At 55.0% G+C, this 26,687-nt stretch carries 21 protein-coding genes and 1 pseudogene; 10 read left to right on the top strand and 12 right to left on the bottom strand.

Features of this window, described 5'->3' with window-relative positions:
- Positions 1–2 precede the first annotated feature (2 nt).
- Genes aroQ through TURPA_RS19555 form a run of 3 tightly spaced genes read left to right on the top strand, consistent with a single transcriptional unit; the run spans position 3 to position 2,667 of the window.
- On the top strand, positions 3–428 hold the full coding sequence (aroQ, locus tag TURPA_RS19545) for a type II 3-dehydroquinate dehydratase (RefSeq protein ID WP_014804997.1): 426 nt from the start codon (positions 3–5) through the stop codon (positions 426–428).
- Entirely contained in the window at positions 428–1,597 is a 1,170-nt protein-coding gene (locus TURPA_RS19550; protein ID WP_014804998.1) for a hypothetical protein, read from the top strand. Before aroQ ends, TURPA_RS19550 begins: the two co-directional genes overlap by 1 nt.
- Entirely contained in the window at positions 1,594–2,667 is a 1,074-nt protein-coding gene (locus tag TURPA_RS19555; protein WP_014804999.1) for a ribonuclease H-like domain-containing protein, read from the top strand. The genes TURPA_RS19550 and TURPA_RS19555 overlap by 4 nt, the downstream gene beginning before the upstream one ends.
- Positions 2,668–2,685: 18 nt before the next feature.
- On the opposite strand, the gene TURPA_RS19560 is transcribed toward TURPA_RS19555, so the two are convergent.
- Complete coding sequence (locus TURPA_RS19560) at positions 2,686–4,029, bottom strand: ABC1 kinase family protein (RefSeq protein WP_014805000.1); 1,344 nt, start codon at positions 4,027–4,029, stop codon at positions 2,686–2,688.
- Between the two features lie 9 nt (positions 4,030–4,038).
- Complete coding sequence (locus TURPA_RS19565; RefSeq protein ID WP_014805001.1) at positions 4,039–6,765, bottom strand: DEAD/DEAH box helicase; 2,727 nt, start codon at positions 6,763–6,765, stop codon at positions 4,039–4,041.
- Positions 6,766–6,965: 200 nt separating this feature from the next.
- Here TURPA_RS19565 and TURPA_RS19570 point away from each other — a divergent pair, with 200 nt between their 5' ends.
- Positions 6,966–8,114, top strand: coding sequence for a hypothetical protein (locus TURPA_RS19570; RefSeq protein WP_014805002.1), 1,149 nt, complete (start codon positions 6,966–6,968; stop codon positions 8,112–8,114).
- An 18-nt stretch (positions 8,115–8,132) separates the two neighbouring features.
- Here TURPA_RS19570 and TURPA_RS19575 read toward each other — a convergent pair whose 3' ends face one another.
- The 9 genes and pseudogenes from TURPA_RS19575 to TURPA_RS19610 all read right to left on the bottom strand — a co-directional run bounded on the left by TURPA_RS19575 (position 8,133) and on the right by TURPA_RS19610 (position 19,684).
- A complete protein-coding gene (locus TURPA_RS19575) occupies positions 8,133–8,924 on the bottom strand; it encodes an SDR family NAD(P)-dependent oxidoreductase (protein ID WP_014805003.1) in 792 nt (263 codons plus the stop codon).
- Between the two features lie 5 nt (positions 8,925–8,929).
- A complete protein-coding gene (panB, locus tag TURPA_RS24070) occupies positions 8,930–9,724 on the bottom strand; it encodes a 3-methyl-2-oxobutanoate hydroxymethyltransferase (protein ID WP_041949624.1) in 795 nt (264 codons plus the stop codon).
- Positions 9,725–9,796: 72 nt separating this feature from the next.
- Positions 9,797–10,189, bottom strand: a pseudogene (folK, locus tag TURPA_RS24075) (2-amino-4-hydroxy-6-hydroxymethyldihydropteridine diphosphokinase); the annotation flags it as partial.
- A gap of 57 nt (positions 10,190–10,246) precedes the next feature.
- The gene (locus tag TURPA_RS19585) at positions 10,247–10,909 is read right to left on the bottom strand and encodes a hypothetical protein (RefSeq protein WP_245536799.1); all 663 of its coding nucleotides are present in this window, start codon (positions 10,907–10,909) and stop codon (positions 10,247–10,249) included.
- 67 nt (positions 10,910–10,976) lie between these two features.
- Positions 10,977–13,346: a YhjD/YihY/BrkB family envelope integrity protein gene (locus tag TURPA_RS19590; RefSeq protein ID WP_014805006.1), complete on the bottom strand. Its 2,370-nt coding sequence runs from the start codon at positions 13,344–13,346 to the stop codon at positions 10,977–10,979.
- Between the two features lie 58 nt (positions 13,347–13,404).
- Positions 13,405–14,406 (bottom strand): hypothetical protein, encoded by a 1,002-nt coding sequence (locus TURPA_RS19595; RefSeq protein ID WP_041948722.1) that lies wholly within the window; start codon positions 14,404–14,406, stop codon positions 13,405–13,407.
- Positions 14,403–16,949 carry a transglycosylase domain-containing protein gene (locus TURPA_RS19600; protein WP_014805008.1) on the bottom strand — a complete coding sequence of 849 codons (2,547 nt, stop codon included), beginning with the start codon at positions 16,947–16,949 and terminating at the stop codon, positions 14,403–14,405. The genes TURPA_RS19595 and TURPA_RS19600 overlap by 4 nt, the downstream gene beginning before the upstream one ends.
- 1 nt (position 16,950) lies before the next feature.
- A complete protein-coding gene (locus TURPA_RS19605; RefSeq protein WP_014805009.1) occupies positions 16,951–17,676 on the bottom strand; it encodes a hypothetical protein in 726 nt (241 codons plus the stop codon).
- A gap of 91 nt (positions 17,677–17,767) precedes the next feature.
- Entirely contained in the window at positions 17,768–19,684 is a 1,917-nt protein-coding gene (locus TURPA_RS19610; RefSeq protein ID WP_041948723.1) for an ankyrin repeat domain-containing protein, read from the bottom strand.
- A 197-nt stretch (positions 19,685–19,881) separates the two neighbouring features.
- Here TURPA_RS19610 and TURPA_RS19615 point away from each other — a divergent pair, with 197 nt between their 5' ends.
- From TURPA_RS19615 to TURPA_RS19630, 4 genes are all read left to right on the top strand, one after another.
- Positions 19,882–21,327 carry an ammonium transporter gene (locus TURPA_RS19615; RefSeq protein ID WP_014805011.1) on the top strand — a complete coding sequence of 482 codons (1,446 nt, stop codon included), beginning with the start codon at positions 19,882–19,884 and terminating at the stop codon, positions 21,325–21,327.
- Positions 21,328–21,367: 40 nt separating this feature from the next.
- Positions 21,368–21,709: a P-II family nitrogen regulator gene (locus tag TURPA_RS19620; RefSeq protein ID WP_014805012.1), complete on the top strand. Its 342-nt coding sequence runs from the start codon at positions 21,368–21,370 to the stop codon at positions 21,707–21,709.
- A gap of 202 nt (positions 21,710–21,911) precedes the next feature.
- Entirely contained in the window at positions 21,912–23,390 is a 1,479-nt protein-coding gene (locus TURPA_RS19625) for an ammonium transporter (protein ID WP_014805013.1), read from the top strand.
- Between the two features lie 20 nt (positions 23,391–23,410).
- Positions 23,411–23,752 carry a P-II family nitrogen regulator gene (locus tag TURPA_RS19630; RefSeq protein WP_014805014.1) on the top strand — a complete coding sequence of 114 codons (342 nt, stop codon included), beginning with the start codon at positions 23,411–23,413 and terminating at the stop codon, positions 23,750–23,752.
- Between the two features lie 36 nt (positions 23,753–23,788).
- Here TURPA_RS19630 and TURPA_RS19635 read toward each other — a convergent pair whose 3' ends face one another.
- Positions 23,789–25,060 carry a PilZ domain-containing protein gene (locus TURPA_RS19635; protein ID WP_014805015.1) on the bottom strand — a complete coding sequence of 424 codons (1,272 nt, stop codon included), beginning with the start codon at positions 25,058–25,060 and terminating at the stop codon, positions 23,789–23,791.
- A 101-nt stretch (positions 25,061–25,161) separates the two neighbouring features.
- On the opposite strand from TURPA_RS19635, the gene TURPA_RS19640 reads away from it, so the two are divergent.
- Both TURPA_RS19640 and TURPA_RS19645 read left to right on the top strand, forming a co-directional pair.
- Positions 25,162–25,506: a phasin-related domain-containing protein gene (locus TURPA_RS19640; RefSeq protein WP_014805016.1), complete on the top strand. Its 345-nt coding sequence runs from the start codon at positions 25,162–25,164 to the stop codon at positions 25,504–25,506.
- A gap of 213 nt (positions 25,507–25,719) precedes the next feature.
- On the top strand, positions 25,720–26,664 hold the full coding sequence (locus TURPA_RS19645) for a bifunctional riboflavin kinase/FAD synthetase (RefSeq protein ID WP_014805017.1): 945 nt from the start codon (positions 25,720–25,722) through the stop codon (positions 26,662–26,664).
- The last annotated feature ends 23 nt before the right edge of the window (positions 26,665–26,687 follow it).

The following is a 26,687-nucleotide window of genomic DNA, read 5'->3' on the forward strand; positions in this document are numbered from 1 at the left end:
ACATGCGCATAACCGTCGTCAACGGCCCCAACCTGAATATGCTCGGCAAACGCGAATCGGGCTTTTATGGCACGTTTACACTGGCTGATCTAGAGAAGGCCATTCTCGACCATGTGAAAGGTCGCGCAGAAGTGGCTTTCTATCAATCGAACCACGAAGGTGAAATCATCACTTACCTGCAGAATCTAGGTGAAAATGACAGATTGATTCTAAACGCGGCATCGCTTACACACACGAGCATCGGCATTCGTGACGCCCTGAACGCGACAAAAGTACCGTTCGTCGAGGTACACATCAGCAACGTCTACGCGCGCGAAGAGTTTCGGCAAAAGTCATACCTCAGCGATATCGCGCGCGGCGTGATTGCCGGCCTCGGGGCCGACGGTTATCTCGCCGCAGCAGACTATTTTATCAGAAACCAGAAATAATGAACCAGCCGCTGATCAGCAAAAAAGCCGACGGCAGCTATGAGCTGTCAGAAACCGGCCTCAACCGGGCATACATGATGACGATGCAGAGGTTGCTCGTGCACTACGCACAGCAGGCTCTGAAAACACCACCGGCCGACGCACAGGCATTAGGCCAGAAATTGCCGGCATTCATCGCCCAGGTGATTAAGAAACTCGACGACTATTTTGATCAACTACCGCAGTTCGCCGCTTTCATTAAAGAAGCCAATGCATCGCGGCTGGGCGCCTATATCGGGCAGAATTTTATGCCGCAGCTCGAAAAGGTGAAAGAGAAGCTGCTTGAAACAGAAATACCGAAGTTCAAGGCAGAATACGAAAACCCGTATCGGGTGCCTTCAAACGATCTGATGATGCAGTTCGCAGCCGACTTTCAAAAAGCCCCGCCGCTGACATACAAACCATTCGATCCCGAAGCGGAGGCTGAAGAAAAGCTCAAGGCTTCTGAACTCGTGTTGCCCGGTGAAGCCCCTGCATCGGCAGGGCCCAAGCCTCAGCCAGGCGAAGTGCTGCTGAATAAATATGCATCCTACTTTATCACCGCGCGCCCGCTCACCTACGTGCCCGATTCAGGTTCGGGTGACGATGACGGCAGCGAAGCCGCGCAGCCTTCAGTACCGCAACAGCTCGCATTCAGAACTTTTGTGCAGATCGTAAACACCGTCGGGCGTTTCATGAAAGTGGGCGATCAAGCGGGTTATGCAAAGTATTATGGCACATTGCAGCCAGTGCAACAGGCCGCGTATACCTATTACACGCTTTTTCAGAAGGCCGCGCAGCAGCAAGACGTGGCGTGGTTCGATGAAATTCACAAGGTAATGCAGCGCAGCAAGCTCGATGCAGGCCAGGCGAACAAACTCAAAGACGAGGTCGAAGCCTACCGCAAGGTCGCGCAAACCATTCAACGTGCTCTCGCCGCTGCGCAACAAAAGGGCATGCCGGCTCCGCTTGCGCAGTCGCTTTACCCGCAGCTTGTTACCATATTTGAAAATTCGGGCGCGCTCGCTGAAAAACGCACCGCGCTCAAGATGTCGCTGCTGCAGGTCACGGTGCCTGCAGCCAAAGAGGCGATCACCGGCATTCTTTCAGCGCAGCTCGAAGAGCTCGCCGACCTCTATTCTCTTCAGTGACTCACGATTCACTTAAGGCGCGACTAAACGCCTATCGCTCACCGGCCAAACCCGCGCCGGCATCTGCACGTGAGCAGAGCGTCTCCCCCACGGCGTTCGAACTGCATGAATCTCTACACACTCTGCATCCGCTGTCGCGCACGAGCCTCAGCCTGCCCCAGCAGGTCGCGGTAGATTTTGCGACCGACATCGACTCGTCTGAGCTGCTCTTCTTCGACCTCGAGTCAACCGGGCTCGGTTCGGGTGAAGAAACGTATCCCTTCTTGATTGGCGCAGCGGGGGTGAATGAATCAGAAACGAGGCTCAGGCTGCTGTTTGCTCCTTCGCCGTTCGAGGAGGCGGATATCCTTAAAACATTTATCACTCTCGCACGGCAAAAGACGCTCGTGACATTCAACGGCAAATCTTTCGACTGGCCGCTTGTGGCGCGGCGCGCGCAGCGTTATGGCATTCTGACTCAAGGCGCAGGCGAACGCCATATAGATCTCTACCACCTGATTCGCCGCATCTATCCCGAAAAGCCCGCTCGCCTCATGGACGCCGAGGCCCGCCTGCTGGGCTTTACCCGGGAAGGCGATGTACGCGGCGCCGAAGTCGCGCAGGCGTATTTTGAATACCTGCATCTTGGCCAGAGCGATCTGAAAGAGAAGATCATTCACCACAACAGCATCGACGTACTTTCTCTCGTGAGCCTCATGAAAATGGTATCAGACGTTTTTGTCGCCGCGCGCGAGGGTGTCACCGGCTGGGCCTACAAGGTGCATCGCCACAAAAGTGCCACGCCAGACGATGCACGCGTGCTGCTGCTCGCACGCGGTCTCGAAAACCTCGATGCACGCGATCTCGACCTGCTGAGCGAAACCTACAGAAAAGAAAAGCATTACCATGCCGCAGCGCGGCTGGCGCTCAAAAGTTACCGCAAGGGCCACGCGGCGGCGGTCGTCAAAGCTGTAAAGAACCTGAGGCGTCTAAACGGCAAACACGCGAGCGTGCGGCGAATTGTGCGCCATGCTCTGGCGCGCGAAGACGAGCGTGTGCAGCGCCAGCTGTTGCCCTATACAGAAGATTGACGTATCTGAAAACTTTAGCTATTTCGGCAATAGTCGCGCCTTACCCCGCGTGCCCTGCACTTCAGGCCCCATGGAATACACCGACATGCCCGGCGCGAGAATCTGCGCATAGCGGTCGAAATAGAGAAATTGTTTTATCAGCAGCGCAAACTCGCGCGGAATCTTGAGTCCGTTATCGCGGGCCACCCCGACGATCTGCAGAATCATCTGGTTCAGATCGCCCTCGTCGACTTCAATGCGTTCACCCCGGCGGGCGGCGGTTTCGACAACCTTACCGAAGTTATTCACCTGCTCGAAGACTGAACGCAGTTCAGCGGCGAATTTTTCTTCTTCAACTTTCTGCCCGCCACCGCCCGTGGCGTCGAGGCCGATGAGCGAGCGGGCGATCATGCGGTAGTCTTTTTCGCCGACACCCTGCACGAGCATCCACAATGACTCAAAGACCTTCGGGCTGAACCGCCCGACGATGCCGAAATCGAGAAAACCGATGCGGCCATCTTCGAGAATCATGAGGTTACCTGCATGCACGTCGGCATGAAAAAAGCCGACGAGCGCAAGCGACTGAAACCAGGTAGCGAGCGCCTTTTCGAGCACTGCGCGCGGGTCGCGGGCATATTTGCGCACGACCTGCAGGTCGGTCAAGGGCGCGCCATAGAGGCGAGACATCGTCAGCACACGTTTGGTGCTCAGCGCCTTCACGACGCGCGGCGTGATCACATCGGTTTCTTCGGTGTCGTCGAGAAACTTTTGAAAGTCAGCGATATTTTTTGCTTCTTGAATAAAATCGGTTTCGTCGGCCATAGAACGGCCCAGTTCATGAATCACGTCGGTCACGCCGACGCGCTTCGTCTCTGGCAGCAAAATCTCGAGCAAACGCGCTGCGAACGACATGAGACCGAGGTCGGCGTCCATTTTGGCCTCGATGTTCGGGCGCTGAATTTTCAATACCACACTTTCGCCTGTCGACAAGGTCGCCGCGTGTACCTGTGCGATCGATGCCGATGCCAGCGGTATTTCTTCGATTGAGCGAAAATGTTGGCGATAGTCTTTGCCCAAATCTGCCGCCAGTACTTTCTCGATATCGGCAAAGTCGACCGGTGTCGTGCGGTCGAGCAGCGCCTGCATTTCGGTCACGTATGAATCGGGAAAGATGCCCGGCGCAGAGGCGATAAACTGTCCGAGCTTGATATACGTCGCGCCGAGAGATTCGAAGATGCGCCGCAGTTCGCGGGCAGTTTCTGGGGCGCCGGGGTTTGAAACCACGCGGGTAAAAAACTGCGCGTGCCGGGCAAAGACGATCGAAGTCTGGGCCACGCGCGCGGCGGCGCTCACCGAAGTTTTGAGGTTATCGACCAGACCCATGGCCGACGCTTAGTGCGCCGACGACAATATGCAAACCTTTTTTACATCAATGATGATGCGGGGTTTGAGGCGTGAATCGCTTCTCTGCAGGCGCTCATAGGCATCGAGTTCGCTGCGGCGCTTTTCGCCCGCAATCTTGGTCACTGAACCCGCAAATTTATCGCCGTACCAGCGCAATTTGCCGCGTTGTATCTCCAGGCGCTCTTCGATCTGGGACTTGCGCGCTTCGGCCGAATCGACGATGCGTTTATGCCAATAACTTTCAGACGGCCTGACTTTTGCAATGATCGTCTTCACGTCTTCGCGTATCTCGGCTTCGAGCTTCTCGATCGCCCTGAGAGTCACGGCTTTTAAATACCCGGCGTCGATTTCTGCGGGTATGGCGGTTGCCACTGCCACGAGGCTGCATATCTCTTCGAGCAGCGCATCGTCGCGCTCGTGCCGCGGCACGTAGACCCGGTACATACGCTTATAGCGTTTGTCGAGTTCAAGGGTGAGCGACATGAAGAACAGCATGCCATCGTGTTTCGCAGTGAGCTTCACGACCGGCGATTTTTCTGATGCCGCGAGAATTTCTGCGGCACAGCGATCGATGTATTCATGCCCAAAGGCGAAAAATTCGAGATCGACCCGCTTCGTGGCCAGGTCATGATCAAACGTGCCCCGGCGCACGATGCGATTCTTGCCGTTCTCGTGAGCCGGCTCGCGCAGCTCTACCACCGTTGAGTCGGCCTTGACCGTCATGCCTGCTGCGGCCGAATAGTCGGTGATCAGCGATTTCAGCGCGCTGCCGCTTTGCCGCCCCTCTTCGCTGTCGTGTGCATGCCTGAACGCTGCGAGATTAAAGCTCATGTGCTCGGTAGAGATGAGCCGGTCGACGTTGCGCAGATTTTCTTTTGCCAGAAAGAGGCTGCGTTCGAGTTCTTCGTTGTGTTCGCGCCTGGTTTTTTTGGCTCCCAAAAAGGCCATAAGGCTGCGGCCAAACTTATATTCGCTCTCAAATGCCCCCAGCAACGTATCAGACGGCCCGAGAGCATTTTCAAAGAGCCGTATCTTTTCTTCGAGCACTTCGACGACGCGCTCGGCGACGGTGTCGCGGCAGGCAAAGTTGACGATGTGCACGTCGCGCACCTGACCGAAACGGTGTATGCGCCCGATGCGCTGCTCGAGCTTGAGGGGGCTCCAGGGCAGGTCGTAGTTGATGAGGCACGCGGCAATCTGCAGGTTGCGGCCCTCGCCACCAGCCTCGGTACAGATGAGAATATCGGTGTCTTCAAAGAAGCTCCGTATCGCCGCTTCTTTCTGTTCGAAGTTTAAGCCACCGTGAAAGCCGGCAACCCGATATCCCTTGAGGTTGTCAGCCAGGTATTCAAGCGTCGACTTGAACTGCGTGAAAATGACAAACTTCTGGTGCCCCATACCTCGCATGGTCTTGAGCGTTTTCTGCAGGTGCTTCAGTTTGCTGTCTGATTCGATTTTGCGCCCGAGCACCGCGAGATGCGTCAGGTGCTGAATTTCCTGGCGCACCTCTTGCGGATTGATAACACCGGCCTCTTCAAAGCCCTCTTCTTCTTGAAACTCGCGTACCGCTTCCATGACATCGTCGCTCTCGGCGATTTCATGCATGACACGAAAATAAAGCCCTTCGAGCCGGGCGCGGCGGCCATCGAGCGCGCGCAGCAGAGCGTAAGGCGACGAATCGAGCAGCTTCTGAAAAACGATCATGATAAACGATTTCAGATTTTCACCGCGTGAAAGCGCTCGGTTAAACTCCGTCTTGACATATTCGGTCGTGCGGTCATAGAACTCTCGCTCTTCACGGCCGAGATCGATCTTTACCGTTTTGGCAAATCTTTTGGTGAAGCCGCCGACATCGATTTTTCTGCGGCGAATAACCACAGGGGCAAGCCTGTCGCGTAAGAGCGATGCATCCTCAGCGAACTGCGTCTGAAACGTCGCGAGCGGCCCCAGAATATCGGGGTCGATCAGCTGAATCAAAAAGAATATTTCTTCGAGTTTGCCGCGAAATGGCGTCGCCGAGAGCAAAAGAAAGCCTTCGACTGCCGAGCTCATCGCATTCGCAAAGTGCCATGCCTGAGTCACTGTGTTTGCATCGCGCCGCAGCCGGTGCGCCTCGTCGAAAACTACCAGATCGAAATTTGCGCCCAGAAACTGGTCGAGGTAGCGCTCGTCTTTCGCGAGGTCGATCGACACCAGAAACTGGTTGCCGTTCTGCAATGCCGCCGGCTTGCGCATCGCATCGCCATTGAGAATCGTGAATTCTTCGGCAAACTTCGTGCGCAGCTCTTGCTGCCACTGCGCCATGAGCGGCGAAGGTACGACGATCAGAATTTTGCGGTAGCCGTGCTTGAGTTTCAGCTCTTTTAATATGAGGCCGGCCTCGATCGTTTTGCCAAGCCCCACCTCATCGGCGATCAGAAAGCGCGGCCGCGAAGCCGAAACAACCTTGAGCGCAGCTTCGACCTGGTGCGGCAGCAGCATCGTGCGCGACGAAGAAAAAACCGCAAGCGGATCGCGGTAATAACGCTGCATCAGGGCCCAGAGGCGGGAAAAATATCCGGTCTGAGCAGCCTCGGCTGCGGCGGGCTCGCCGGGCGTCGCCGGCATGCGGATTGCAATCTGCAACTCTTCGCTGCCGCCCGTGAGCGTGTGCAGCACCGTGCCCTTCTGGTCAAAGGCCTCAGGACTCATGTCAAAGTTGAGTTTTCCCTGCATCACGAAGAGACATAATACGGCCGGTCATTATATCGTAAAGGGTTACTAGTCCAGAACGGGAAAAATCCCCCTTTTTTGAAGAATGGCAGCCCGAAGAAAACTATAACGACAAATATAGTTTTTTGCTCGACACCCTGCTTCTAGTTATTTAACGATCTTTTTATCCTGTTTTGAGGCGCCCGGCGCCAGTGGAGGAAACTATGGAGATAAAAAAAATCGCGGTCAATGAGACCGCCCAGCAAGTGAACGAGAAGGCCGAAGCCTACCTCAACACTTTGGTGCGCACGTTCGACAGCGTTCTCGGTGCGCTGCATCTCGGGGGACGCAAAGCCGACTACGACGATGCCCACTATGAATTTGTCGGCGGGGCGAACGACGAACTGCGCAAGAAGCACTACGACAAGAGCCTGCGACTCTTGTGGAAAGCCGAACAGCATGCATCGTGGTCGAGTTTTCACGACCTCAGTCGCGATGAAGAAATGCTGATGCAAATGGCGGGCGATGCGTTGAACGAAAATGAAAAGCGCGAAGTCGAACGCATTAAAACCGCCGAATTCAAGGCGCTGCTCGACCGCGAATACACACCGGCGCAGAAACAAGCGATCGTCAATATTCTTTCTCTGATAGGGCACGGCGAAGCGTATGCATGGCTCGTATCGAACGAAGTTCTGCGCGACGTGAAAAGCACCGGAGCCAAGGCCGCGCTCACGATGCAGGTTCTCGAAGAAGCAAAACACTTCGTGGTGCTGCGCGAACTCATCATGGCCTTCGGTGTAGATATACCGCGATTACCGGTCTATGAGTACATGATGCTTGAAGGCACGCTCAAATCTGAGGGACTGGAGAAATTCTTTGGCATGAACGTGCTCGTCGAAGGCATTGCGCTCAGCATCTTCGGCGCTTTGAGCAAGTTTCCAGGACTCGAGGTCTTGCAGATGTTTCACCTCGACGAGTCACGCCACTGCGCGCTGCCGACCAACTACCTGAAAACGCAACCCCTCACCTGGTGGGAGAAAAACAACCCCGCCTCGATGGTGAAGCGCTTTCTCATGGTGCTGCCGGCGATTCCGCTGGCGATGAAAATGGAAAAAGACTTTGCCGAACTCGGCATCGATGTCTTTGAATTCGGCGGCTCACTCGTGCGCAAGGTCATTAACCTCGCCTACCGTGTCGGGTTTCACCTGCCGATGCCGCAAGAAAACATGAAGGCGTTTGTGAACTATATGTTCAACGCCTACTGTTCAGCGACACGCGAAGGCCACAACTTCACCGAGTTTCTCGAATCTGAGTCAACGCTCGGTGAAGCCGAACTTGCGGTCGAACGCGAAGTTTTCGGTATCGCGAGCTGAGGTATCTGGCGGCGGCGATCAGCGAAGCGATTTCAGATGCCGCCGCAGCATGAGGCGGCGTGTGAGTGCGGGAAAATGCCGCGCCACGAACGCCACGATGCGGTTCATAAACCCCGGCGCCAGCTCGCGCCGGGTTGAATCAATCAATTTCATGAGTTCTGCCGCCACTTTTTCGGGCGGCATGCGTGACACCTCAGAGCGCGGTGAATCACCGTCTGTCTTTGTATTTGCGTGAAATCCGGTTTCAATGCCTGCGGGCCGAAAAATCTGCACCCGAATCGGGCTTTTCTCAGCTTTGAGTTCGAGCTCCCACGCGCCGACGAAGAGCTCGGCCGATGCCTTGCTCGCAGCATAGACGCTGCGCGCCGGCATTGCAAAATATTGCATGAGGCTCGAGACCAGCACGAAGCGCGGGTCAGCCGATTTTTCAAGCAGCGCCCGGGCGGCCTGCGCCAGATGAATCACCGACAGAGCATTCACCCGCAGCGTCTCGGCAGCGTTGGCGGGCTTTGTCTCTTTGATGTTACCCATATGGTTAATGCCCGCATTGTGCACCACAAGATCGATGTGGTCAATTTTTAAGGCTTTGAGAGTCTTGGTCAGATTCGCCGCGAACGCGTGTGCTGCAACGTCACCGGCGGTTGTCGCAACCTCACCGGACTTGAAAGCGGCGGCTGCAGTCTTCAACCGACTGGTGTCGCGCCCATTCAGAATAACAATGAAGCCGCGCGCGACCAGCTGCTGCGCAATCGCCAGGCCCAGCCCCCGGCTTGAACCCGTGACGAGGGCGACGCGCTTTTGGTGCGCCATTTTTTTCAGTGGAATGTTTCCTTCTCTGACGGAAACCTGACATCGCGCACCTCGGCGGCGTAATTTTCGAGCGCGCTGAGAATATCTGAGCTGAGGTTGGCATATTTACGCACAAACCGCGGCGCGAAATCAGGGTCCATACCCAAAAGGTCGGTGATGACGAGAACCTGCCCGTCGGTTGCGGTGCCCGCACCTATACCGATCGTTGCCAGCGTGCAGGCCTTGCTCACTTTTTCTGCAACAGCGGCCGGCACCATTTCAAGCACCACAGCGAATGCTCCGGCTTTTTCAAGTGCCACGGCATCGCTCAGAAGTGTCTCAGCAGCGGCGTCACCCTTGCCCTGCACTTTATATCCGCCGAAAGCCAGCAGCGATTGCGGCGTGAAACCAAGATGACCCATGACGGGTATGCCTGCTTCGACGAGCGCGCGCACCTGCGGCAGAATGGCCTTGCCGCCTTCAAGTTTCACGGCGTCGGCGCCGGTTTCTTTGATGATGCGCCCGGCATTCTCGAGCGCTTTTTCAACGCTGGTCTGGTAAGACATGAACGGCATGTCGACGACGATAAAAGCCTGCGGCGCGCCGCGCCGAACCGCGCGCGCGTGGTAGATCATGTCGTCGACGTTCACCGCGAGCGTATTCGGCAGCCCTTGCACAACATTGCCAAGCGAATCACCGACCAGAATCGCGTCGATTGAGGTGCGCGCCACGAGCCGCGCGAACGCGTGGTCGTAACAGGTGACGACGGAAATTTTTTCACCCGCCAGTTTCTTTTTCGTAAAGTCGTGTATGTTCATGATGGCATTTCCCCTGATGCGCGACCAGGCGACCCCGGTTTCGCTGTCGACTGCGTCTGACTTGAGTTCGTTCATGATCTGTCGAATCCATTCGCGTGACCGGTTATGTATATGCGGCACGCGCAGATTCGGCAGATGCACGGGCTCGGCCGACGACCAGACGATGTCGATGTCGATTTCGCGCGGCCCGTTCTTGATGCGCTTCTGTCTGCCGATACGCTGCTCAAGCTGCAGCAGCGCCTTTAGCAGATCAGGCGGATTCAGGTCAGAAACGAGCCGAACGCCCTGGTTCAGAAATCTGCCCTGCGCCCGAATCAGAATCGGCAGCGTTTCAAGCACCCTGCTCTGCTGCAGTACCTCGCCCACTTCGGCAAGCCCTTGCATCGCCTGCGCGAGATTTGCCTGTCGGTCGCCGACGTTGGTGCCCAGCACGATAATATATTCGGTTCTTTGTCCCACGCGAGGCATCGCATGCTACGATCGCCACAGGGCGACCAGCCTTATGGCACTCCCATGCCCGTGTGATCAGGGATTACCAGGCTGCGCCGCTGGCTTTTGCGCAAGCCAGGCATCGACCTCTTGCTGCTTTTGCTTCAGCCGCAGCAGGTGGTTGCCGGTGAAGACCGTGTAGTCGATGTCGCCCGCGAGAATATCGGCGCGAATCGATTCGAGGCCTGGCATGTCGATTTCGAAATTATAGCTCGAAGCTTCGAGCGCGAGATCACGCGCCTTTTTCCAGTATGGCATCGACTCGCGGTAATAGCCCTCTGCCACCTGAAACGAGTTTTTCAGCTCGGGAGCAAAGTCGAGGTTATAAAAATACAGATGCCGCTTGTCAAAGAGCGACGCCAGCCTCAGGTATGACCGCATAATCTGCAGGTTGATGTGCATATGAACCAGCAGCCGGTATTTATGGTATTCCTGCGGGTTGTGAATGAGACACAGCGCCTCGCGCGGGTGCCTGAATTTCTTCTCGAGCGCGATTTTCAGAAAGAATATGTTGCGCCTGATCTCTTCTTGCTGCGAAAGCTGCTTCAGGCTGTAGAGTAAGAAAAAGTCTTCAACAAACTGCGGCTGCCACTGGTGCAGGCGTTTCGGTATCCAGTCAGAGAACTTCGTGAACATGCCCGACTGGTCATAATAATAGTCGAGCCTCAGCGTCGCGGCGAGGCTCGCTGGCAGAAGCAAAACGAAAAAAATGGCCGCCCGGCAGAGCTTCACCCTCTGATTATCGGCGCCGCAGGCAAAACCCCTATTACTTTTCAGCCATCAGCTGCGAAAGTGTCACCTTGCGAAAAACCTTGCCCCGGTTAGCTTCAAGCTGATCGAAATAACCTTTCGTTGTGCGCATAAAGGCATTCTTGGCATTGTATTCGGGTATCGAATAATCAGAAGGATCGAGATCTTCAACCAGCGTTGAGACCGATATCAGGTCTGGGTTCATTGCGAGAAGCCAGTGGTGGTCGTCGGTTTCGGTCACATAACCCCGTTCTTGCAGCCGCCCGATGATAAAGCCAAATTCTTCTTGATCGCCGCCGCAGTGTTTCAGCAGAATCTCTGAGGTACAATCGTTTCTGCCGTGGTTAAAGCTGTCGGCAAGCTTGTGCAGAATGCTGAGGCCATACCACAGCTGCCGCTTATGCCTTTCGTCGAGTGTCTTCTTTTTGCTCATGCGAAATAGCTGCGGATATTGTGTGAAAAAGGCTATTTCGGCCCCAAAAAGAATAATCAAAGCAGACACGTAAAGCATCAAGAGCGTTAAGGGCACGAGGGCGAGCGTACCGTAAAGCGCCGCCGTGCCTTTCGAAAAATTCGTGACGTAGAACTTATACGCGAGAATGAAGATCACTAAGGCGATCGAAGTGAAAGTCGCGCCATACGCCGCCGATTTCGCCGCGACTGCAGTGTAGGGTATGATTTTGTATACCAGATAGAAGAGAATAAAAATTACCGCAAATGGAATCAGCAGATTGCCCGCTGCCGAGATGAGTCTTCGCCAGATCGGGGCCTTTTGGATAATTTTGAAATCTTTCATAGCGGCGTTGTTGGTGCCATCGTGCTGCTGCATGATCATTTGGTAGTGGTCGCCGACGATCAAGAACCGGCTCTCTTTCGCATAATAACGCACCGCCTGCAGGTCGACATCGCTGCGCCCTTTTTCAATGCGCCATTGCACCGAGCCGTCTGGCAAGAACTGAGAATAGCGTATCAGGCCGTCGAGGCCCACGGCAATCGCCATACCGTCGGGGGCAACAGCGACATCTTGAAAGAACAGGCTTTCAGCCATCGCGAGCGAACGCCAGGTGTTGCCGCTGTCACGTGTCATGAGCATGAGCCCGGCCTCACCCACGGCGAAACCGATGCCGTTATCGGCGATCGCCATGCCGGTCAGCGAAGCATTCTTGTTCTTCATCGCCTGCGTCAGCGGCGTATAAGGCGCAAAGGTTTCGCCACCATCAGACGTTGTGAGAGCCACACCCTCTTCGCCGAGCACCGCCCACAAACCTGCCCTGACACGCGCAACCTGACGCAGATTACTGCGCACATTGGCCTGATAGGCCGGTTTCCAGGTATCGCCGCCGTCGACGGTTTTGAGCAGCAGACCATCGTTACCAATGATCAGGCCCTGCCGATCGGTGATAAATTGAATTCGCCTGAGCACCACGTCTTTGACCCGGTCGTCTTCAAGTGTGTAGAATTTTTTCGCATGGTAGATGGCGCCGCCGTCTTTGCTCACCAAAATCACGCCACCGTCGGTGATCAGAATTTCACGGTTATTCGTTCTGGCGAAATCGACGAATATGGCCTTCTGCAGCTGGCCTTTGTCTGCACGCGCGGCGCTCTGGTAGATATCAGTCTGTGATTGATCGACAACCACATTCTTTTCATGATCGAGAACCACGACGGCGTTTTCTGCATCGTAGTCGATATTCGGCAGAATATTCTTTTCTTTGTAGGGTTTGCCCTTGTCGCTCTGCACCAAAAAGACGTGCTTGTCGCCCAATATCTGCACCGTATCTTGCAGCACTCGCACCTGCTTGAAGTTCGGCGACGAGAATTGCGCGAGCATCCACTGCGCATAGCTGATACCGACGGCGAGCACGGCGGGGCCGAAAACCATCACCATAATAAACCCAGAAATTTTCTGGAACATCGGCCGTTTGCGTGTTACACGCCAGATCTTGTTGATCGAATCTTCAATATTGCGCAGCACGCTCGTTGCAGAAAACAGTAAAACGAGAAATCCAATGCCACCGATTGCGCCGGCATTTTTCAAAAACTCTCTGATGACGTTAAAGTAAGGGTCGAGATTGATTTGCATGCCGCTCATGCGCACAAAATCGTTTGCCCGCGCAAAATAGGCTTCCATGTCAATGAAACGTGAACCGAGCATCATCACGACCACGAGAGTCGGCACGAAGCTGACGACGATCGCATAGCTGATCGAGGCGCTGCGCAGCAAGACTTCGTCTTGCAGAAACTTTTTGAACGCGGCGATGCCAAACATAATCGAAGCCTGCAGGCGCTTCTGAAACTTGCGGGTGTCGTCAAAATCACCAGATAGCGTTTTGAGAAAGAACTCTTTCGTTCGAACGATAAGACCGGGCTTGGGTGTGCGTGACATGGTTTAGCATGAGAGCGCAGCGCAGCCTGTCATCTTTTATTTTGCCTGCCGAATTGGACTAATCGGACTCTGCAGCGCCTGAAACTCTCTCAGCAAGGTCTTTCAGCGACGTCGCCGAATAGCGGTAAGACGCTCTCTTTTGAAATTTTCTCAATTTTTTAGGGGGCGCCTGCCCCGCACCGACGGCGAGCGTCAGCCGCAATAAGCGGTTGTCAATATTGGCTTTGGGTATCTCAGCGTGTTGAATCAGCCGGTAGCCTTCGGCAAAACGCTCATTCAGTGCCAGGTGGTATGCGAGCAAGAAGTTGCATGCCGCTCGCAAAGACTTGCTGGTTTTTCCCGGCAGCGCCTTGCAGCGCGCCTCAGCTGTCTCTAAATCGCCCTGCTCCATTGCCAGGCGGGCCTGCAGCAAATAAAACTGGCCCTCAAGAGTTGAGTTGGCCGCGAGCAAATCGGCATCGAGGGTTGCAAGCTCTGCGAGCTGCTGCCCTGCGAGGGCGGTCTCTTCAATGCCATAGCGAATCTTGAGTAATTTGAGTGTCAGCTGTCGTTCATTGGCGGCTTTTGCGCCTTGGGCAAGTTCGGGCAGCACGGACTCCGCGTTTTCGACCTTGCAACTTTGCATGACGCGCACTGCGAATTCAAAGGCCGCCGCGCCAAATTTTACCTGGGCAAAATACCCGTGCGATGCTTCTGAAATTTCTTTCTGCGCGCATATTGCCGCGAGACGATTCAAGAGGCCCGAGGTTACCCTGGGTTGCAGGTTAAAACGCATGGCGACTGCCTCGCGGTACTTGCGCTGAAAAGCCTTCGACTGCCCCTGCTGAAATGCCTCGACGAGCCTGTTCTGCGCGAGGCGCAGGTAGAAGAGATCGTAACCGGCCGCACGGCGAAGCTTGTCGCTGCCGGTTGCTTGAATAAACCGCACAAGCAGCGCCTCAGCCTCTACCGGATCGCTTTCTTTGAGCGCCAGCGCCCGGCTGTGCAGCGAAGCCGCAGCGAGCGGCGTCGCGAGCACGCATACTGTCAGAAAGACAATTTTTGAGAACAATTCACTCAACGGAACTGCGACTCGCCCATGACTGCCATAAAGTCAGATTGTTCATCGCTGATGCCGTGCAGGCATTCGCCTTCTGGCACCACGCCGCTCAGAAAAATTTCGCTGCGGGCATGCGGGCAGGTTTCAGAGGCTGTGCGCCCGGTCAGAGGGCAGACACGAAGTCGAACCATGCCCGGTTGTAATTTGAAATCCGCAGGTTTAAAGTCGGGACGCAAAAAATCACCGGCGAGTTTTGCCGCAAGCGCCGAGCCGGTTGCACCCGGTATAGCATAGCGCATGTCGTCATAGCCGAACCAGACTGCGACGACAATTTCTTTTCCGCCACCGACGAACCACAGGTCTCGCGACTCTGACGAAGTACCCGTTTTGCCGACGATTGCGTTAACGCCCGCGCCGGATTTTTTTCCCGAGCTCTTCAAGAGCGACAACATCAGCTGCGACTCGGCCTGGCTGAGCAACCGGTCTTTCGACGCCGGGTAGAGACCGAGCTGGTCAATATGCGTTTTGCGCATGTCGGCAGATTTTTCAGCGCTCTCAACCCGCGTGATAAGCAACGGATCGTTGAGAAATCCGTTATTCAGAAAGACACTGAAGGCGCGCGCCATCTCGAGGGGCGAAAGGGAAATGGTACCAATCGCGACGGTCTCGTCATAGCTGAACCTTTCACTCAGGGCGTTCTCATTCTGAAAAAAGAAATCTGAAAAAAGCTCGGTGATGCCGTCGCGGCCGACGAGGCGCCCGACGCGAATCGCGGGAATGTTACGCGACTTTGCCAGCGCATCGCGTACCGGCATCGGGCCTTCAAAACCACCGTTGATATTTTCAGGCGCCCATGCCTTCGAGCCCGAACCGACAACGTACGGCGTGTCGTCTACGAGCGTCGCCGCGTGAATCAGGTGCTGGCTGAGTGCCTTAGCATAAATAAAAGGTTTGATTGCCGAGCCTGTTTGCCGGCGCATCTGCACCGTGCGGTTCAACTGGTTCTTGCTTTGAAAACTTTCACCGCCGACCATCGCGAGAATCTCACCGGTTCTCGGTGACATGGCAATGAGCGCCGCCTGCAAACCGCCATCGGCTTCGCGCGCGACAGGCAGGCCGCCAAGATCGAGCAACAACCCGCTATCGAGCACTGCATTCTGCAGTTTTTTCTTCAGGCGGATTTCTTTTTGATCTGAAGAGCGAATCACGCTTTGAAAGTTTTGCCGTGCCTTTTGAATGTGTTTGGCGAGCAGCTCTTCGGCTCGCGCCTGAAGAGTGGCATCAATCGTCGTGTAGACACGCGCCGAATTCTGGTGCTCGCCGCCCAGTATCTTGCGCTGGGTCAGAAAATCGCGCGCGTACTGCGCGGGCCAGAGTGCCAGGCGCGACTTCGAGCCGAACGCCGTTTCGGTCGAGAAACGTTCTGCCTGAGCTGTGACTGACGCCATGCCACCCTCATAAGCCTGCATGTCGGGCACTTTCATACCGGCGCCGCGCATGCGCTCATAGAGTGCCTGCATGCGACCGGCCAAACGCCGACCGTTTCTGAGCGGCGAATACCGCTCGGGCGAGGGTATCAGAGCGACGATCGACAAGAACTCGTTAAAATTCAGTTCTTGCGGCGTCTTGTCATAGTAGAAGCGAGCAGCCGAAGCGAATGAATAATTGCCATGGCCCAGGTAGACATGGTTCATATAGAGTTCAAGAATCTTCGGCTTGCTGAGCGTAGATTCAAGCGCGCGCGCGAGCCTGATCTCGCTGAGTTTGCGCAGAATGCGTTTCTGCCGGTTTTGCAGCATAATGCGCGCGAGCTGCTGCGTTATCGTTGAAGCACCCTGTGCGTAGCGCAGTCTCAGCGCATTGTTGACAACGGCGCGCAAAATAGCACTGTATTCAACCCCATGGTGGCGAAAGAAGTTCTTGTCTTCGGCAAAGAGCAGAATATCGATCTGCCAGCGCGGGTAGTCTGCCAGCACGGCTTTCGTTGAATCAGAGACGCCGAGACGGTTCAGTTCTTGTCCATTGCGGTCGAGCACGACATCGGCTTCGCGGTTCTTCAACTGTGCGAGCTGCGCCTTGGCCTCTTCGTCAGCGACGGGTATTGCCTGCATCACCACAAGGCCCGTAATGAAGAGCGTCATGAGTGTCGACGCTACTAAAACAACCTGCCTGATGCCAGGCAATTTCAGACGCCACTCTGATACCGGGTGTGACGAACGCTCTTCAACCTGCAACGGATATTCGGTGCGGTCAATCGCAGTCGTTTCTATCGTAGAATTATAGGGTGCATCATCTGCAGCGAAATTTTCGCCGGGTGTTTGTTCTTGCTGAACCGAAACCGCGGGCAATGCCGGGGCTTCAGGTGCTGCGGGGGTTAAAGGTTCGTCTGATCGCCCCTGCTTTTCGCGCAGCAGGTTGAGAATTTTGCCGTCACGGTTATCGTAACCGTGCGAATAACCGCAATGCGGGCAAGCCGCAGTGAGTACCGAAAATTGACTGAGCTCAAGCGCAGGCGAAAAAACCCCGGCGCAGCGGCGACACGCATGTTCGAATGCGTGGCGCATATTATTTCAGCTCAAACAGGTCTCGGAGCTTCTTTTTTTGCGTAATTTCAATCGACTCGACAGTAAACCGCAATGATTTTACCGTGCGGCGCAGATATTTCTTGTACGTCTCGACAAAGTCGACTTTTTTATCATAGAACGGTATGGTTTTGAGCTCCACCTTTTCTTTTTCTTTGAATGTCTCGTTCTGCCGCTCGTCAAATTCTGATTCAAAATAGGTGACGAGAATATCGTCGTTACGGTCAACCTTCGGATCGGCTTTTTGCTGCCCTTCTTTCGCCTCTGGGTTGTCGAAGAAGTTCGGTGTCGGGTTCACGACTTCGCGCTTTTCGCGCTTGTACGCCTTGCCAAAGGGGTTGTTGCGTTCAAAGACCAGCCGTACCTTCGATAGTTTTGCATTTTGGCCTTCACCTGTAGGGTAGAGAATAATGACGCCATTGTAGAGGTAGCGCTCAGAGATCGTCTTGATCGATTCGCCCGAAGCGATTTCAAGACTCAGGCCGCCATCTTGCTCTTTTTTCATGCGCGGCGCGGCGCGGGGGGCCAGCATCGCGATTTCCCGGTGCAGGTTGTCGATTTCGATATCGCCATAACCCGTTTCGTCAGCGCGTTTCTTCTGTTCTTCTTGCTGCGCCAAAATCTGCGGATCGATAATTTTCTGCGCCCAAATGACGCTGCAGATGGCTGCAACGAGCAGCGCCGAAATGACTGTTATTCTTTTGAGCATGGTTTTTCCCGTAACGGCTGCCTGTAGATCGACAGACCGCTATAGACATTAACGGCGAATGCTGCTGCTTCCTTTAATAAGCGGGGGGCTCTCAGGCCTTGCGCGAGGCGAGATATTCTGCGACGTCTTGAGCGCTGCGCGATTCAGCAAGGTCTTTGGCCGTCTGGCCCTTCTTGTTCTTGAGGGCCACCGACGCCCGGGCAGAAGTGAGGAGTTTTACCTTTTCGATGCTGCCTTCGTGCGCCGCGAACATGAGCGCGCTCCAGCCGTCGAGATCCTGGTCGTTGACCCGGGCGCCCGCAGTTATGAGGCGCTGCACCATGCCAGGTGTCCCCTTCCACGTTGCCATAATGAGAGCCGTGCGACCGCTGCGGTGGCGCAGGTTCACGTCAGGTTTAAACGTTAGCAAGAAGTCTACCATTTCAGCGTTGCCGCGGTAAGCGGCGATCATGAGCGCCGAATAGCCGTCACGGTCTTGCAGATTAATGCGCGCCTTGCGTGACAGAATCACCCGGGCGACGTCAGGCGCGCCTGAGTTCACCGCGTACATGAGTGCGGTATATCCGTCTTCATTTTTCAGGTCGATGTTGATGTTTGCCTGCAAGGCTTTTTCGGCGCGCTCAACATCGTTCGTGCGTGCAGCCATCACGAGTTCTTTGTTGTTTTTGGGGTCGACAGCCCCTGCCCCGACAAGAATTTTCACAACCTCGTCGTGGTCTTTAATAGCAGCCCAGTATGCCGCCGTGCCGCCGTTATCGGCCGTCGCATTGACGTCGACCCCTGCGTCGACCAGGCGCCGCACCGCTTCGACATGCCCTTTTGCGGCAGCCAGAATCAGCGGTGTGTAGCCGAAGTTGTTCTTGCGCGTCACATCGGCCTTGCGCTTTATCAGTTCGTCGAGAATGCGCACGCGATTTTCTTGCGCGGCGTAGAAAACTGCGGTATAACCGTCTTTGTCGCGCGCCCCGACCTGTGCGCCGCGATCGAGCAGCGCGCGAACCATTTCATAGTTGCCGAAAGCCGAAGCGATCAAAAGCGGAGTCTGCAGGTCTTTATCGGTATAATTCGGGTCGGCGTATTCATTGAGCGAATTGTTAAAAATTTCGAAACTGTCGGCGCGAATCGCGAGAATGAGTTTTCGGCTTGCGAGCGCATTCATCGCACCGTTCGATCGCAGATATTCAATCAGCCGCGCATCGCTCAGTTCAACAGAATAAGAGAGCGGAGAGTAACCCTTCTCGTCGACCACGTTCACATTCGCGCCACGGTTCACTGCTGCCTGCGCGGCACCGAGGTCTTTGGCCTTCACGGCAACGAGCAGCGCCTTGCTCGCTTCGGGATTCTCTGCGCCAAAGCCCTGCAGCAGGCGAACGATGTCGAAGAAAGTATAGTACTGCGCCTGTGTAACGGCCGTCTGCCCCGAATAATTGGCGACAGGTATGAGCGGTTTGTATTTCAAAATCAGCTCCACGGCCTTGATGTTGCCTGAACGCGCCGACTCGATGAGCGCTGTGTCGCCGTTGCGGTTGCGCTCGCTGGCAGTTTGAAAATAGGGCTGAATCGCTTTCAGCGTCTGCGCCATACCATAGCGTGCCGCCGACATGAGTGGTGTATCGCCTTGGGCGCTCAGCTGTACCTTACCGCCGTTCATCTTCAAAATGCGTTCGGCGGCTTCGGCGAGTCCGTTTGCGGTTGCCACGTGAATCGCGAGGCTGCCTGTCGAGTCTGCTTCGTTCAGATCGATATTGTTTTCTGTGAGAACTTCCCAAACGCTGCGGTTATAGTGTTCAAGCGCGACACGCCAAAGCAGCTCGCCGTTTTCGTCGCGCGCGCTCAGCGACGCCCCTTCTGCGATCAGGTCGCGCACTTCGCGCGCCGAACCGTCGCGCACGGCGTTGACAAGCCCCATGCCCAACTCGGCTGTGGTGCGTTTACGGCAACCTGCACAGAGAGAAAGTATCAGAAAAATGGCGAGCCATTTTGCAGAATGCCGGGGTTCAAATCGCATAATCAACAGTTCTGAGCCTTTAATGTGCGTCAATACTTTATGAAAGAAGAAAATCCTACTGTCGTCAGACGGGCGACCTCAGGCCCCCGCCCTTCAAAACTGGCACCAAGTTTGCTAAAGTAGCCCGAGTGCTCAGACGTCTACGGCCACAGCGGCCCGATGGCGGCGGCAATCTAACATACGTTTATGGAGGATTTATGGTAATAAAAAAAATCGCTGCCACGCTATTTATCGCGGCGATCACGATTTCTGGTGCGGTGTACGCAGCTGATGCAAAGCCTGCGGCTCCCGATTTTGCAAAACAAATCGGTGACCTCGCGACAAGCGCGGGCACACTGAAAATCGCGATCGATACGCTGTGGACAGTTGTAGCAGGTATGCTCGTTTTCTGGATGAACGCGGGCTTCGCGCTGGTAGAAAGTGGTTTCTGCCGCAGCAAAAACACCGTGAACATTCTGGCCAAGAACTTCGTGGTCTTCGCCCTTTCGACCCTGTCATTCTGGGTGATCGGTTGGGGCCTGATGTTTGGCAAAGGTAACGACTATGTGGGCCTCGAAGGTCTCTTCTTGCTCGGCGGCGCCGACAACTCGCCGGCTACTGGCGAAGCATATAAAGGCGTTTACGACAGCATGAACTGGACAGGAGTACCTCTCAACGCGAAGTTCTTCTTTCAACTCGTGTTCGCCGGTACTGCTGCAACGATCGTTTCAGGTGCCGTCGCTGAGCGCATTAAATTTCACTCGTTCGTCGTTTTCAGCCTCGTGCTGGTGGCGATTCTCTACCCGATCACAGGCCACTGGGTTTGGGGTGGCGGCTGGCTCGCAGCTGCGAACTTTCGTGACTTTGCCGGTTCAACAGTTGTGCACAGCGTCGGTGGCTGGGCTGCTCTCGCGGGCGTGATCGTTCTCGGCCCACGCATTGGCAAGTATTCACCTGACGGCAAAGTAAAGCCGATTCTCGGCCACAACATGACTTCTGCTGCTCTCGGTACGCTGATTCTGTGGCTCGGCTGGTTTGGTTTTAACCCAGGCAGCTTCATGGGTGTGGGCGAGGGTTCGGGCCTGGCGCACGTTCTGCTCGCGACCAACATCGCCGCAGCGATGGGCGCTCTCGCGGCAACGGCAACTTCATGGATTCTGCTCAAAAAACCTGACCTCGGCATGATTCTGAACGGAACGCTCGCAGGCCTCGTGGCAATCACGGCTCCCTGTGCATTCGTTACGCTCGGTGCATCGGCGCTGATCGGCGCAATCGGCGGAGCTCTCGTCGTTATGAGCGTGCTCTTCTTTGACAAGATCAAGATCGACGACCCGGTAGGTGCAACCTCAGTTCACCTTGTTTGCGGTATCTTCGGTACCCTGGCGACTGGCTTCTTCTACGATTATGAAATCGCGAAGAATGTTGCTGGCCTTTCGGGTGACGTCGTTGATCCTGCAAAATGGTCAATCGGTTCACAGATCGTCGTACAGATCAAAGGCATTCTCGCCGTGGGTGGTTTCACCTTCGTCGCATCGCTTGTGCTCTGGTACGTACTCAAACTTGCGGGCGGCATTCGTGTATCCCGTGACGAAGAGATCATGGGCCTCGACGTGGGCGAGCATGGCAACGAAGCTTATGCAGACTTCCAGGAGGTGAACCGCTGATTCTCACGAATCATTGGTTCAACCTAAAAGGAGATAGAATATGAAACTTATAACAGCCATGATTCAACCTCACAAGCTGCAAGACGTGAAAGATGCCCTTTTCAAGGCGAACGTCACGAAAATGACTGTGAGCAACGCACTCGGTTGCGGCCAGCAACGCGGCTACGACGAGTCGTACCGCGGTGTGGTTCACGAGGTCAACCTGCTGAAAAAGGTGCGCATTGAAATTGCGGTCAACGAAGAATTCGTCGAACCGACAATCAATGCGATCATCAGCGGTGCCCGCACCGGCAATATCGGCGATGGAAAAATCTTCATCACCGAACTCGCCGAAGTGATCCGCATTCGCACAGGCGAAAAAGGCAAACCAGCCGTAGGCTAGGAGCAGAAGGGTTCGCGGCACACACGATGTGTTCCAGGCCGCGAACCGTAGGCTAGTTTGCCCACGCCGCAGCGAAGCTGCGGCGTGGCATTCTAAAAAAACCATCGGGCATCGCCCGATGGTTTTTTTTTCCATTTTACGGCGCGTTGGTCTTTTGTAAGGCCTACATCCGCCAACACAAAAAAACTTTTCAGGAGCAGACATGAATCTCAGAACTCTAAGACTGGCATCGACGGCTTTTTGCCTCTCGCTGCTGGCACCCGCTGCAATCGCAGCGCAGGCGAAACCCGCTGAAGCGGCAAAACCGCGCGAGCTGACAATAGAACAGCGCGTCGCAGATATCGAAGCTTACATGAACAACTCAAAGCGCGTGGCCGACGACCCCGCGGTGAAAGCTGAAGACAAGGCAGCAAAGAGTAACGTGGCCGGCGCCGGGCCGGGACACAATGCATGGCTCATGACATCTGCCCTGCTGGTGCTCTTTATGACTTTACCCGGCCTTGCTCTTTTCTACGGCGGCCTCGTTCGCAGCAAAAACATCCTGAGCGTTGTGGCGCAGTGCTTTGGCATTGCAGGCCTCGTCACCATCTTGTGGTGGCTGATCGGCTATTCGCTGGTATTTTCTGAGGGCAACGCGTTCATCGGTGGCGGCGCGTACGCCTTTTTCAAGGGCGTCGACAGCACCGTCGGCCAGGGCGGCCCCTGGATCTCGAACAACGTCTTTTCGATGTTTCAAATGATGTTCGCGATTATCACTCCTGCGCTGATCGTGGGCGCGGTGGCCGAACGCATGAAATTTTCTGCAATCATGGCTTTCGTCGCCTTGTGGATGTTCGCCGTTTACTTTCCTCTCGCACACATGGTGTGGGGCCCCGCAGGTTACATGAACGGTCTCGGCAACGAGGCGGCGGCGATCAAAGCGATCGACTTCGCAGGCGGCACGGTCGTACACATGTCATCGGGTTGGTCGGCGCTCGTGCTCTGCCTTATTCTCGGCAAGCGCACCGGCTTCGGAGCCAAGGCATTTACTCCGCACAGCCTCGTGATGACCGCGATCGGTACGGGCATGCTCTGGGTTGGCTGGTATGGCTTTAACGCAGGTTCTGCGCTCGCGGCAGACGGCATCGCGGCGAATGCATTTACCACGACGACCCTTGCGGCTGCAGTTGCTGCATTCGTGTGGCCGATGCTCGAATGGCTTGTGAAAGGTCACCCTACTGTGCTCGGCTTCTGCTCGGGCGCGGTCTCGGGCCTTGTTGTTATCACTCCGGGTGCAGGTTTTGTCGACGCCAATGCTGCGGTTATTATGGGGCTTTTGGGCGGCATAATACCCTTCTTTGCGGTAATGTATCTGAAGAACTGGCTCAAATATGACGATGCACTCGATACGTTCGGGGTGCATGGCGTTGGCGGCACACTCGGCGCCATTCTGACAGCATTTTTCGCGAGCAAAGACGTGAACGGCGCCCTGGCACCGCTGATTGAAAAGGGTCTGGTGTCTGCGCACATTCAGGCCATGCTGTTCACAATAGTACTTTCTGTTGTCGCCACCGTTGTCATCGCATACCTCGTGAAATTGACGATTGGTCTTAAAGCGAGCGCAGAGAAAGAATCGCTCGGCCTTGATATCAGCGAACACGGCGAAGAAGGCTACAGCGGCCTGCAGACCTTCATCGACTAAAAAACCGGGAGAATAAAATTATGAAACTCATCACAGCAATGATTCAGCCGCACAGGCTGCAAGACGTGAAAGACGCGCTTTTTAAGGCCAACGTCACCAAGATGACGGTGTCGAATGCGCTGGGTTGCGGGCAGCAGCGCGGGTACGACGAATCTTACCGCGGAGTCGTGCACGAAGTTAATCTGCTGAAGAAGGTGCGCATCGAGATCGCCGTAAACGAAGAGTTCGTCGAACCGACGATACAGGCAATCATCAGCGGCGCCCGCACAGGCAACATCGGTGACGGAAAAATATTCATCACCGAGCTTGCCGAAGTAATTCGCATTCGTACAGGCGAAAAAGGCAAAACGGCCGTCGGGTGACTTTTCTCCGGGTATGGCAGCGCCATACCCGGAGAATCACAAAAATTGAAACAGCATATTCTCGTGAATAAACTTCTCGAGCCGAATCATGTCACCCGGTTTACTTTTGAAAAACAGTACTCCCAGATAATAGAAACCAGCGCGGTGCGAGAACCGCACGATTTCACCGAATAGCTCAAGGTCGTCACCCAATACAGGAATCAGCATCTTGACGCGGCGGTGCTGCATCAGGTATTTAAAAATTGCTTCATCGGAAAATTCGAGCAAAAGGCCCGAAAGTGAGATATTCACGACCCGGGTTTCGACAGAACTCGGGTCGAAGTGCGACGAACGGATACGCGACTTGCTCATCGCATACGAGAAAAGCTCCATGAGGCGGTGCATGTCGATCGCCTGCATCGAATTGATATAACGTTTGTCGAACTGGTTGGTTTCGATGCGCACATAACCCTGCATTTCACCGAACAGGGTCAGGGGACTCATCAGGTACGAGACGACAAAGTCGCGCGCATCTTGCCGGCGAATACCCTCGATATATTTGAGAGCCGCTGTTTCGCCCTCTTCTGCCGACCGCGCCTCAAAAAGTCCGCTGAGGTTCGTGAGGCTCGGGTGCGCGTGAGGCGAGGTGTATGAAAGCACCCGCATAGTGTCTTCGACGAAAAACGTCTTGCCCTGCGTTTGTACAACGCGCTCCGCCTCGGTGAGCGTCGCGGGGTCGCGGTTCTTGAAAAAGACAATCTCAAAGTCTGAGCTGATACTCTGTATCTCACTGACGAGCATGCGGTACATCGTCTGCAACGAGACATCTTCACGGGCAATCTCTTGCATCACATAAGGGAAACGGCTCTCGAGGTTTTTTTCGTCGAGACGGGTGTGCCCGATCGGTGAATACATGATGGTAAAGCGCATAAAAAGGTCATCGAACCGCAGCCGAATATGGCGTCGCCGCTGGAGAAAAGACAGCTGCTGCGGAAACTGAATATAGATGCCGTTTTCATTAGTCCGCAACACCATGACCTGCGACATGTAGTAGCGGTTATACGCCTCGAACTGCAATATCGCACGTCGTTCCTGCGTTTCCTGAAAGCCGTGCGCTGTCAGCAGAACCTCGTGCTGGTCTATCTGTTCGCAGTGTGCAATGTAGACATAACCCGAATAACGAAAATGAATACGGGTATATTTGGCCTTAAGGTAATAGAGAATGTTCAAAATGCCGAAATACGAGTTCTCGGTATTGGCATTTTCGAACGCGTCGAGATCGCGCGCGAATCCGGGTAGGCTTTGGTGTGCGACAGCCACTAAGGTCATTTTCGGTTTTTGGCAGGCCAAAGTATAAAAACCGGGTCAAAAAGAGTTGCCCGGCTGTGCAGGGCGGTCAGGCTTTTCCCTACAAACAAAAGGAGCTCAACATGGAAGAACTACTCAAGAAAATCGTCAATCTCGGTATTGGCGCCGCCAAGGGACTCGAAGACAATTTGCAGACCGCATTCAAAGCCGCTGAACAGGGCATCAACGAACTGATCTCGAAGGGCGATTCGTCGGGCGAAGCCGGTTCTACGCAGGTGAAAAAATTTGTGAACGACCTGCTGGTATCGGTAAAAGACTACGAGGCCAAGGCACGCGAAATGTCAGACAACCTGACGCTGGCGCTGAGAGAGTTTCAGTCATCGGGAAAAGGCAGGGTTGAAGATTTACAGAAAAGAATCGACGAGATTACCCAAAGTATCAAGGCACGAATGCCTGGCCAGGGTTAACAGCATGGCCCGGTGCGGCGAATACCGCACCTGAGGGCCCAGGCTGTTATTTCTTCTTGTGGCGGTTCGCCCTGCGCTTCTTCTTGCGCTTGTGGTTGACGATTTTTTTTCTCTTACGTTTACGGCCGCTTGGCATCGCGAACCTTCGTAATTGTAACGACACGCTGTAAACCTCTTTTGCTTTGCCAGTCACTAAGCGTTTCTGAGACTATTTTGGGCATCATTACTGACTTGAAAGACCTGCCCCCATTGGGCAATGGCTCCGTTGTCACCATGGGTGATTTTGACGGCTTACACACCGGGCACCAGGTGCTGATCAGCTCGACAATCGCCGCCGCCCAAAAGAAGCAGCTGCCGGCAATACTCGTCACCTACGAACCCAGCCCGAAAAAAATTCTGAAAAAACTTGCGATCGACAGCCGCATCACGACGTTTGCTGAAAAGCGCGACCTGCTCGCACAGGCAGGCCTCGACCACGCCGTTTTTTTTCCCGTGACGCAAAAGACTCTGCGCATTTCTGCCCGCACCTTCTTGCGCGAATTCTTGCTCGGCAGCCTCAAGATGAAGTGCCTCATCATGGGCAACGACCACCACTTCGGGCATAACCGCCGCGGCAACGCACGTTACCTCACGGCCGCCGCGCGAAAATATGGCTTCGAACTGCACATCGTCGACGAACAGGTGACGCATGAGAAACGCACCTCTTCATCGCGCATTCGGGCGGCGCTGCTCGCGGGCGATGTCGCCGAAGCTGCGGCAGTTTTGGGCCGACCCTATTCCGTTACGGGACTCGTCGTGCATGGCCAAAAACGCGGTGCCGCAATCGGATTTCCCACTGCGAACGTGGCTCTTGACCCTGAAAAACTGCTGCCGCTGTCGGGTGTTTACGCAGGCACCGCCCGTCTCGACGACGGACGCAGTTTAAACGCCGTTGCCAACCTGGGCGTTAAGCCGACCGTCGGCGAACATGCGCTCGGCCTTGAAGTGCACATTCCCGATTTTGACGAAGACCTCTACGGCAAAGAGCTCACCTTTGCGTTTTCTGACCGCATTCGAGGCGAGCTCAGGTTTTCGGGCATCGATGAACTGAAGGCACAGATCGCAAAAGACGTCGCCGCAGCGCGTTTGCTGCGCACAAAAATTGTGTCGCTGATCTGAGTTTTTTTCCGTATATTGTAACA

It is taken from the genome of Turneriella parva DSM 21527 (assembly GCF_000266885.1).
Lineage (GTDB): Bacteria > Spirochaetota > Leptospiria > Turneriellales > Turneriellaceae > Turneriella > Turneriella parva.

Excerpts from the sequence above, each read along its gene's own strand:
- aroQ (WP_014804997.1), top strand. The coding sequence starts at position 3 with ATGCGCATAACCGTCGTCAACGGCCCCAACCTGAATATGCTCGGCAAA.
- TURPA_RS19550 (WP_014804998.1), top strand. The coding sequence starts at position 428 with ATGAACCAGCCGCTGATCAGCAAAAAAGCCGACGGCAGCTATGAGCTG.
- TURPA_RS19560 (WP_014805000.1), bottom strand. The coding sequence starts at position 4,029 with ATGGGTCTGGTCGATAACCTCAAAACTTCGGTGAGCGCCGCCGCGCGC.
- TURPA_RS19565 (WP_014805001.1), bottom strand. The coding sequence starts at position 6,765 with ATGCAGGGAAAACTCAACTTTGACATGAGTCCTGAGGCCTTTGACCAG.
- TURPA_RS19570 (WP_014805002.1), top strand. The coding sequence starts at position 6,966 with ATGGAGATAAAAAAAATCGCGGTCAATGAGACCGCCCAGCAAGTGAAC.
- TURPA_RS19575 (WP_014805003.1), bottom strand. The coding sequence starts at position 8,924 with ATGGCGCACCAAAAGCGCGTCGCCCTCGTCACGGGTTCAAGCCGGGGG.
- TURPA_RS19590 (WP_014805006.1), bottom strand. The coding sequence starts at position 13,346 with ATGTCACGCACACCCAAGCCCGGTCTTATCGTTCGAACGAAAGAGTTC.
- TURPA_RS19600 (WP_014805008.1), bottom strand. The coding sequence starts at position 16,949 with ATGCGCCACGCATTCGAACATGCGTGTCGCCGCTGCGCCGGGGTTTTT.
- TURPA_RS19605 (WP_014805009.1), bottom strand. The coding sequence starts at position 17,676 with ATGCTCAAAAGAATAACAGTCATTTCGGCGCTGCTCGTTGCAGCCATC.
- TURPA_RS19610 (WP_041948723.1), bottom strand. The coding sequence starts at position 19,684 with ATGCGATTTGAACCCCGGCATTCTGCAAAATGGCTCGCCATTTTTCTG.
- TURPA_RS19615 (WP_014805011.1), top strand. The coding sequence starts at position 19,882 with ATGGTAATAAAAAAAATCGCTGCCACGCTATTTATCGCGGCGATCACG.
- TURPA_RS19620 (WP_014805012.1), top strand. The coding sequence starts at position 21,368 with ATGAAACTTATAACAGCCATGATTCAACCTCACAAGCTGCAAGACGTG.
- TURPA_RS19625 (WP_014805013.1), top strand. The coding sequence starts at position 21,912 with ATGAATCTCAGAACTCTAAGACTGGCATCGACGGCTTTTTGCCTCTCG.
- TURPA_RS19630 (WP_014805014.1), top strand. The coding sequence starts at position 23,411 with ATGAAACTCATCACAGCAATGATTCAGCCGCACAGGCTGCAAGACGTG.
- TURPA_RS19635 (WP_014805015.1), bottom strand. The coding sequence starts at position 25,060 with ATGACCTTAGTGGCTGTCGCACACCAAAGCCTACCCGGATTCGCGCGC.
- TURPA_RS19640 (WP_014805016.1), top strand. The coding sequence starts at position 25,162 with ATGGAAGAACTACTCAAGAAAATCGTCAATCTCGGTATTGGCGCCGCC.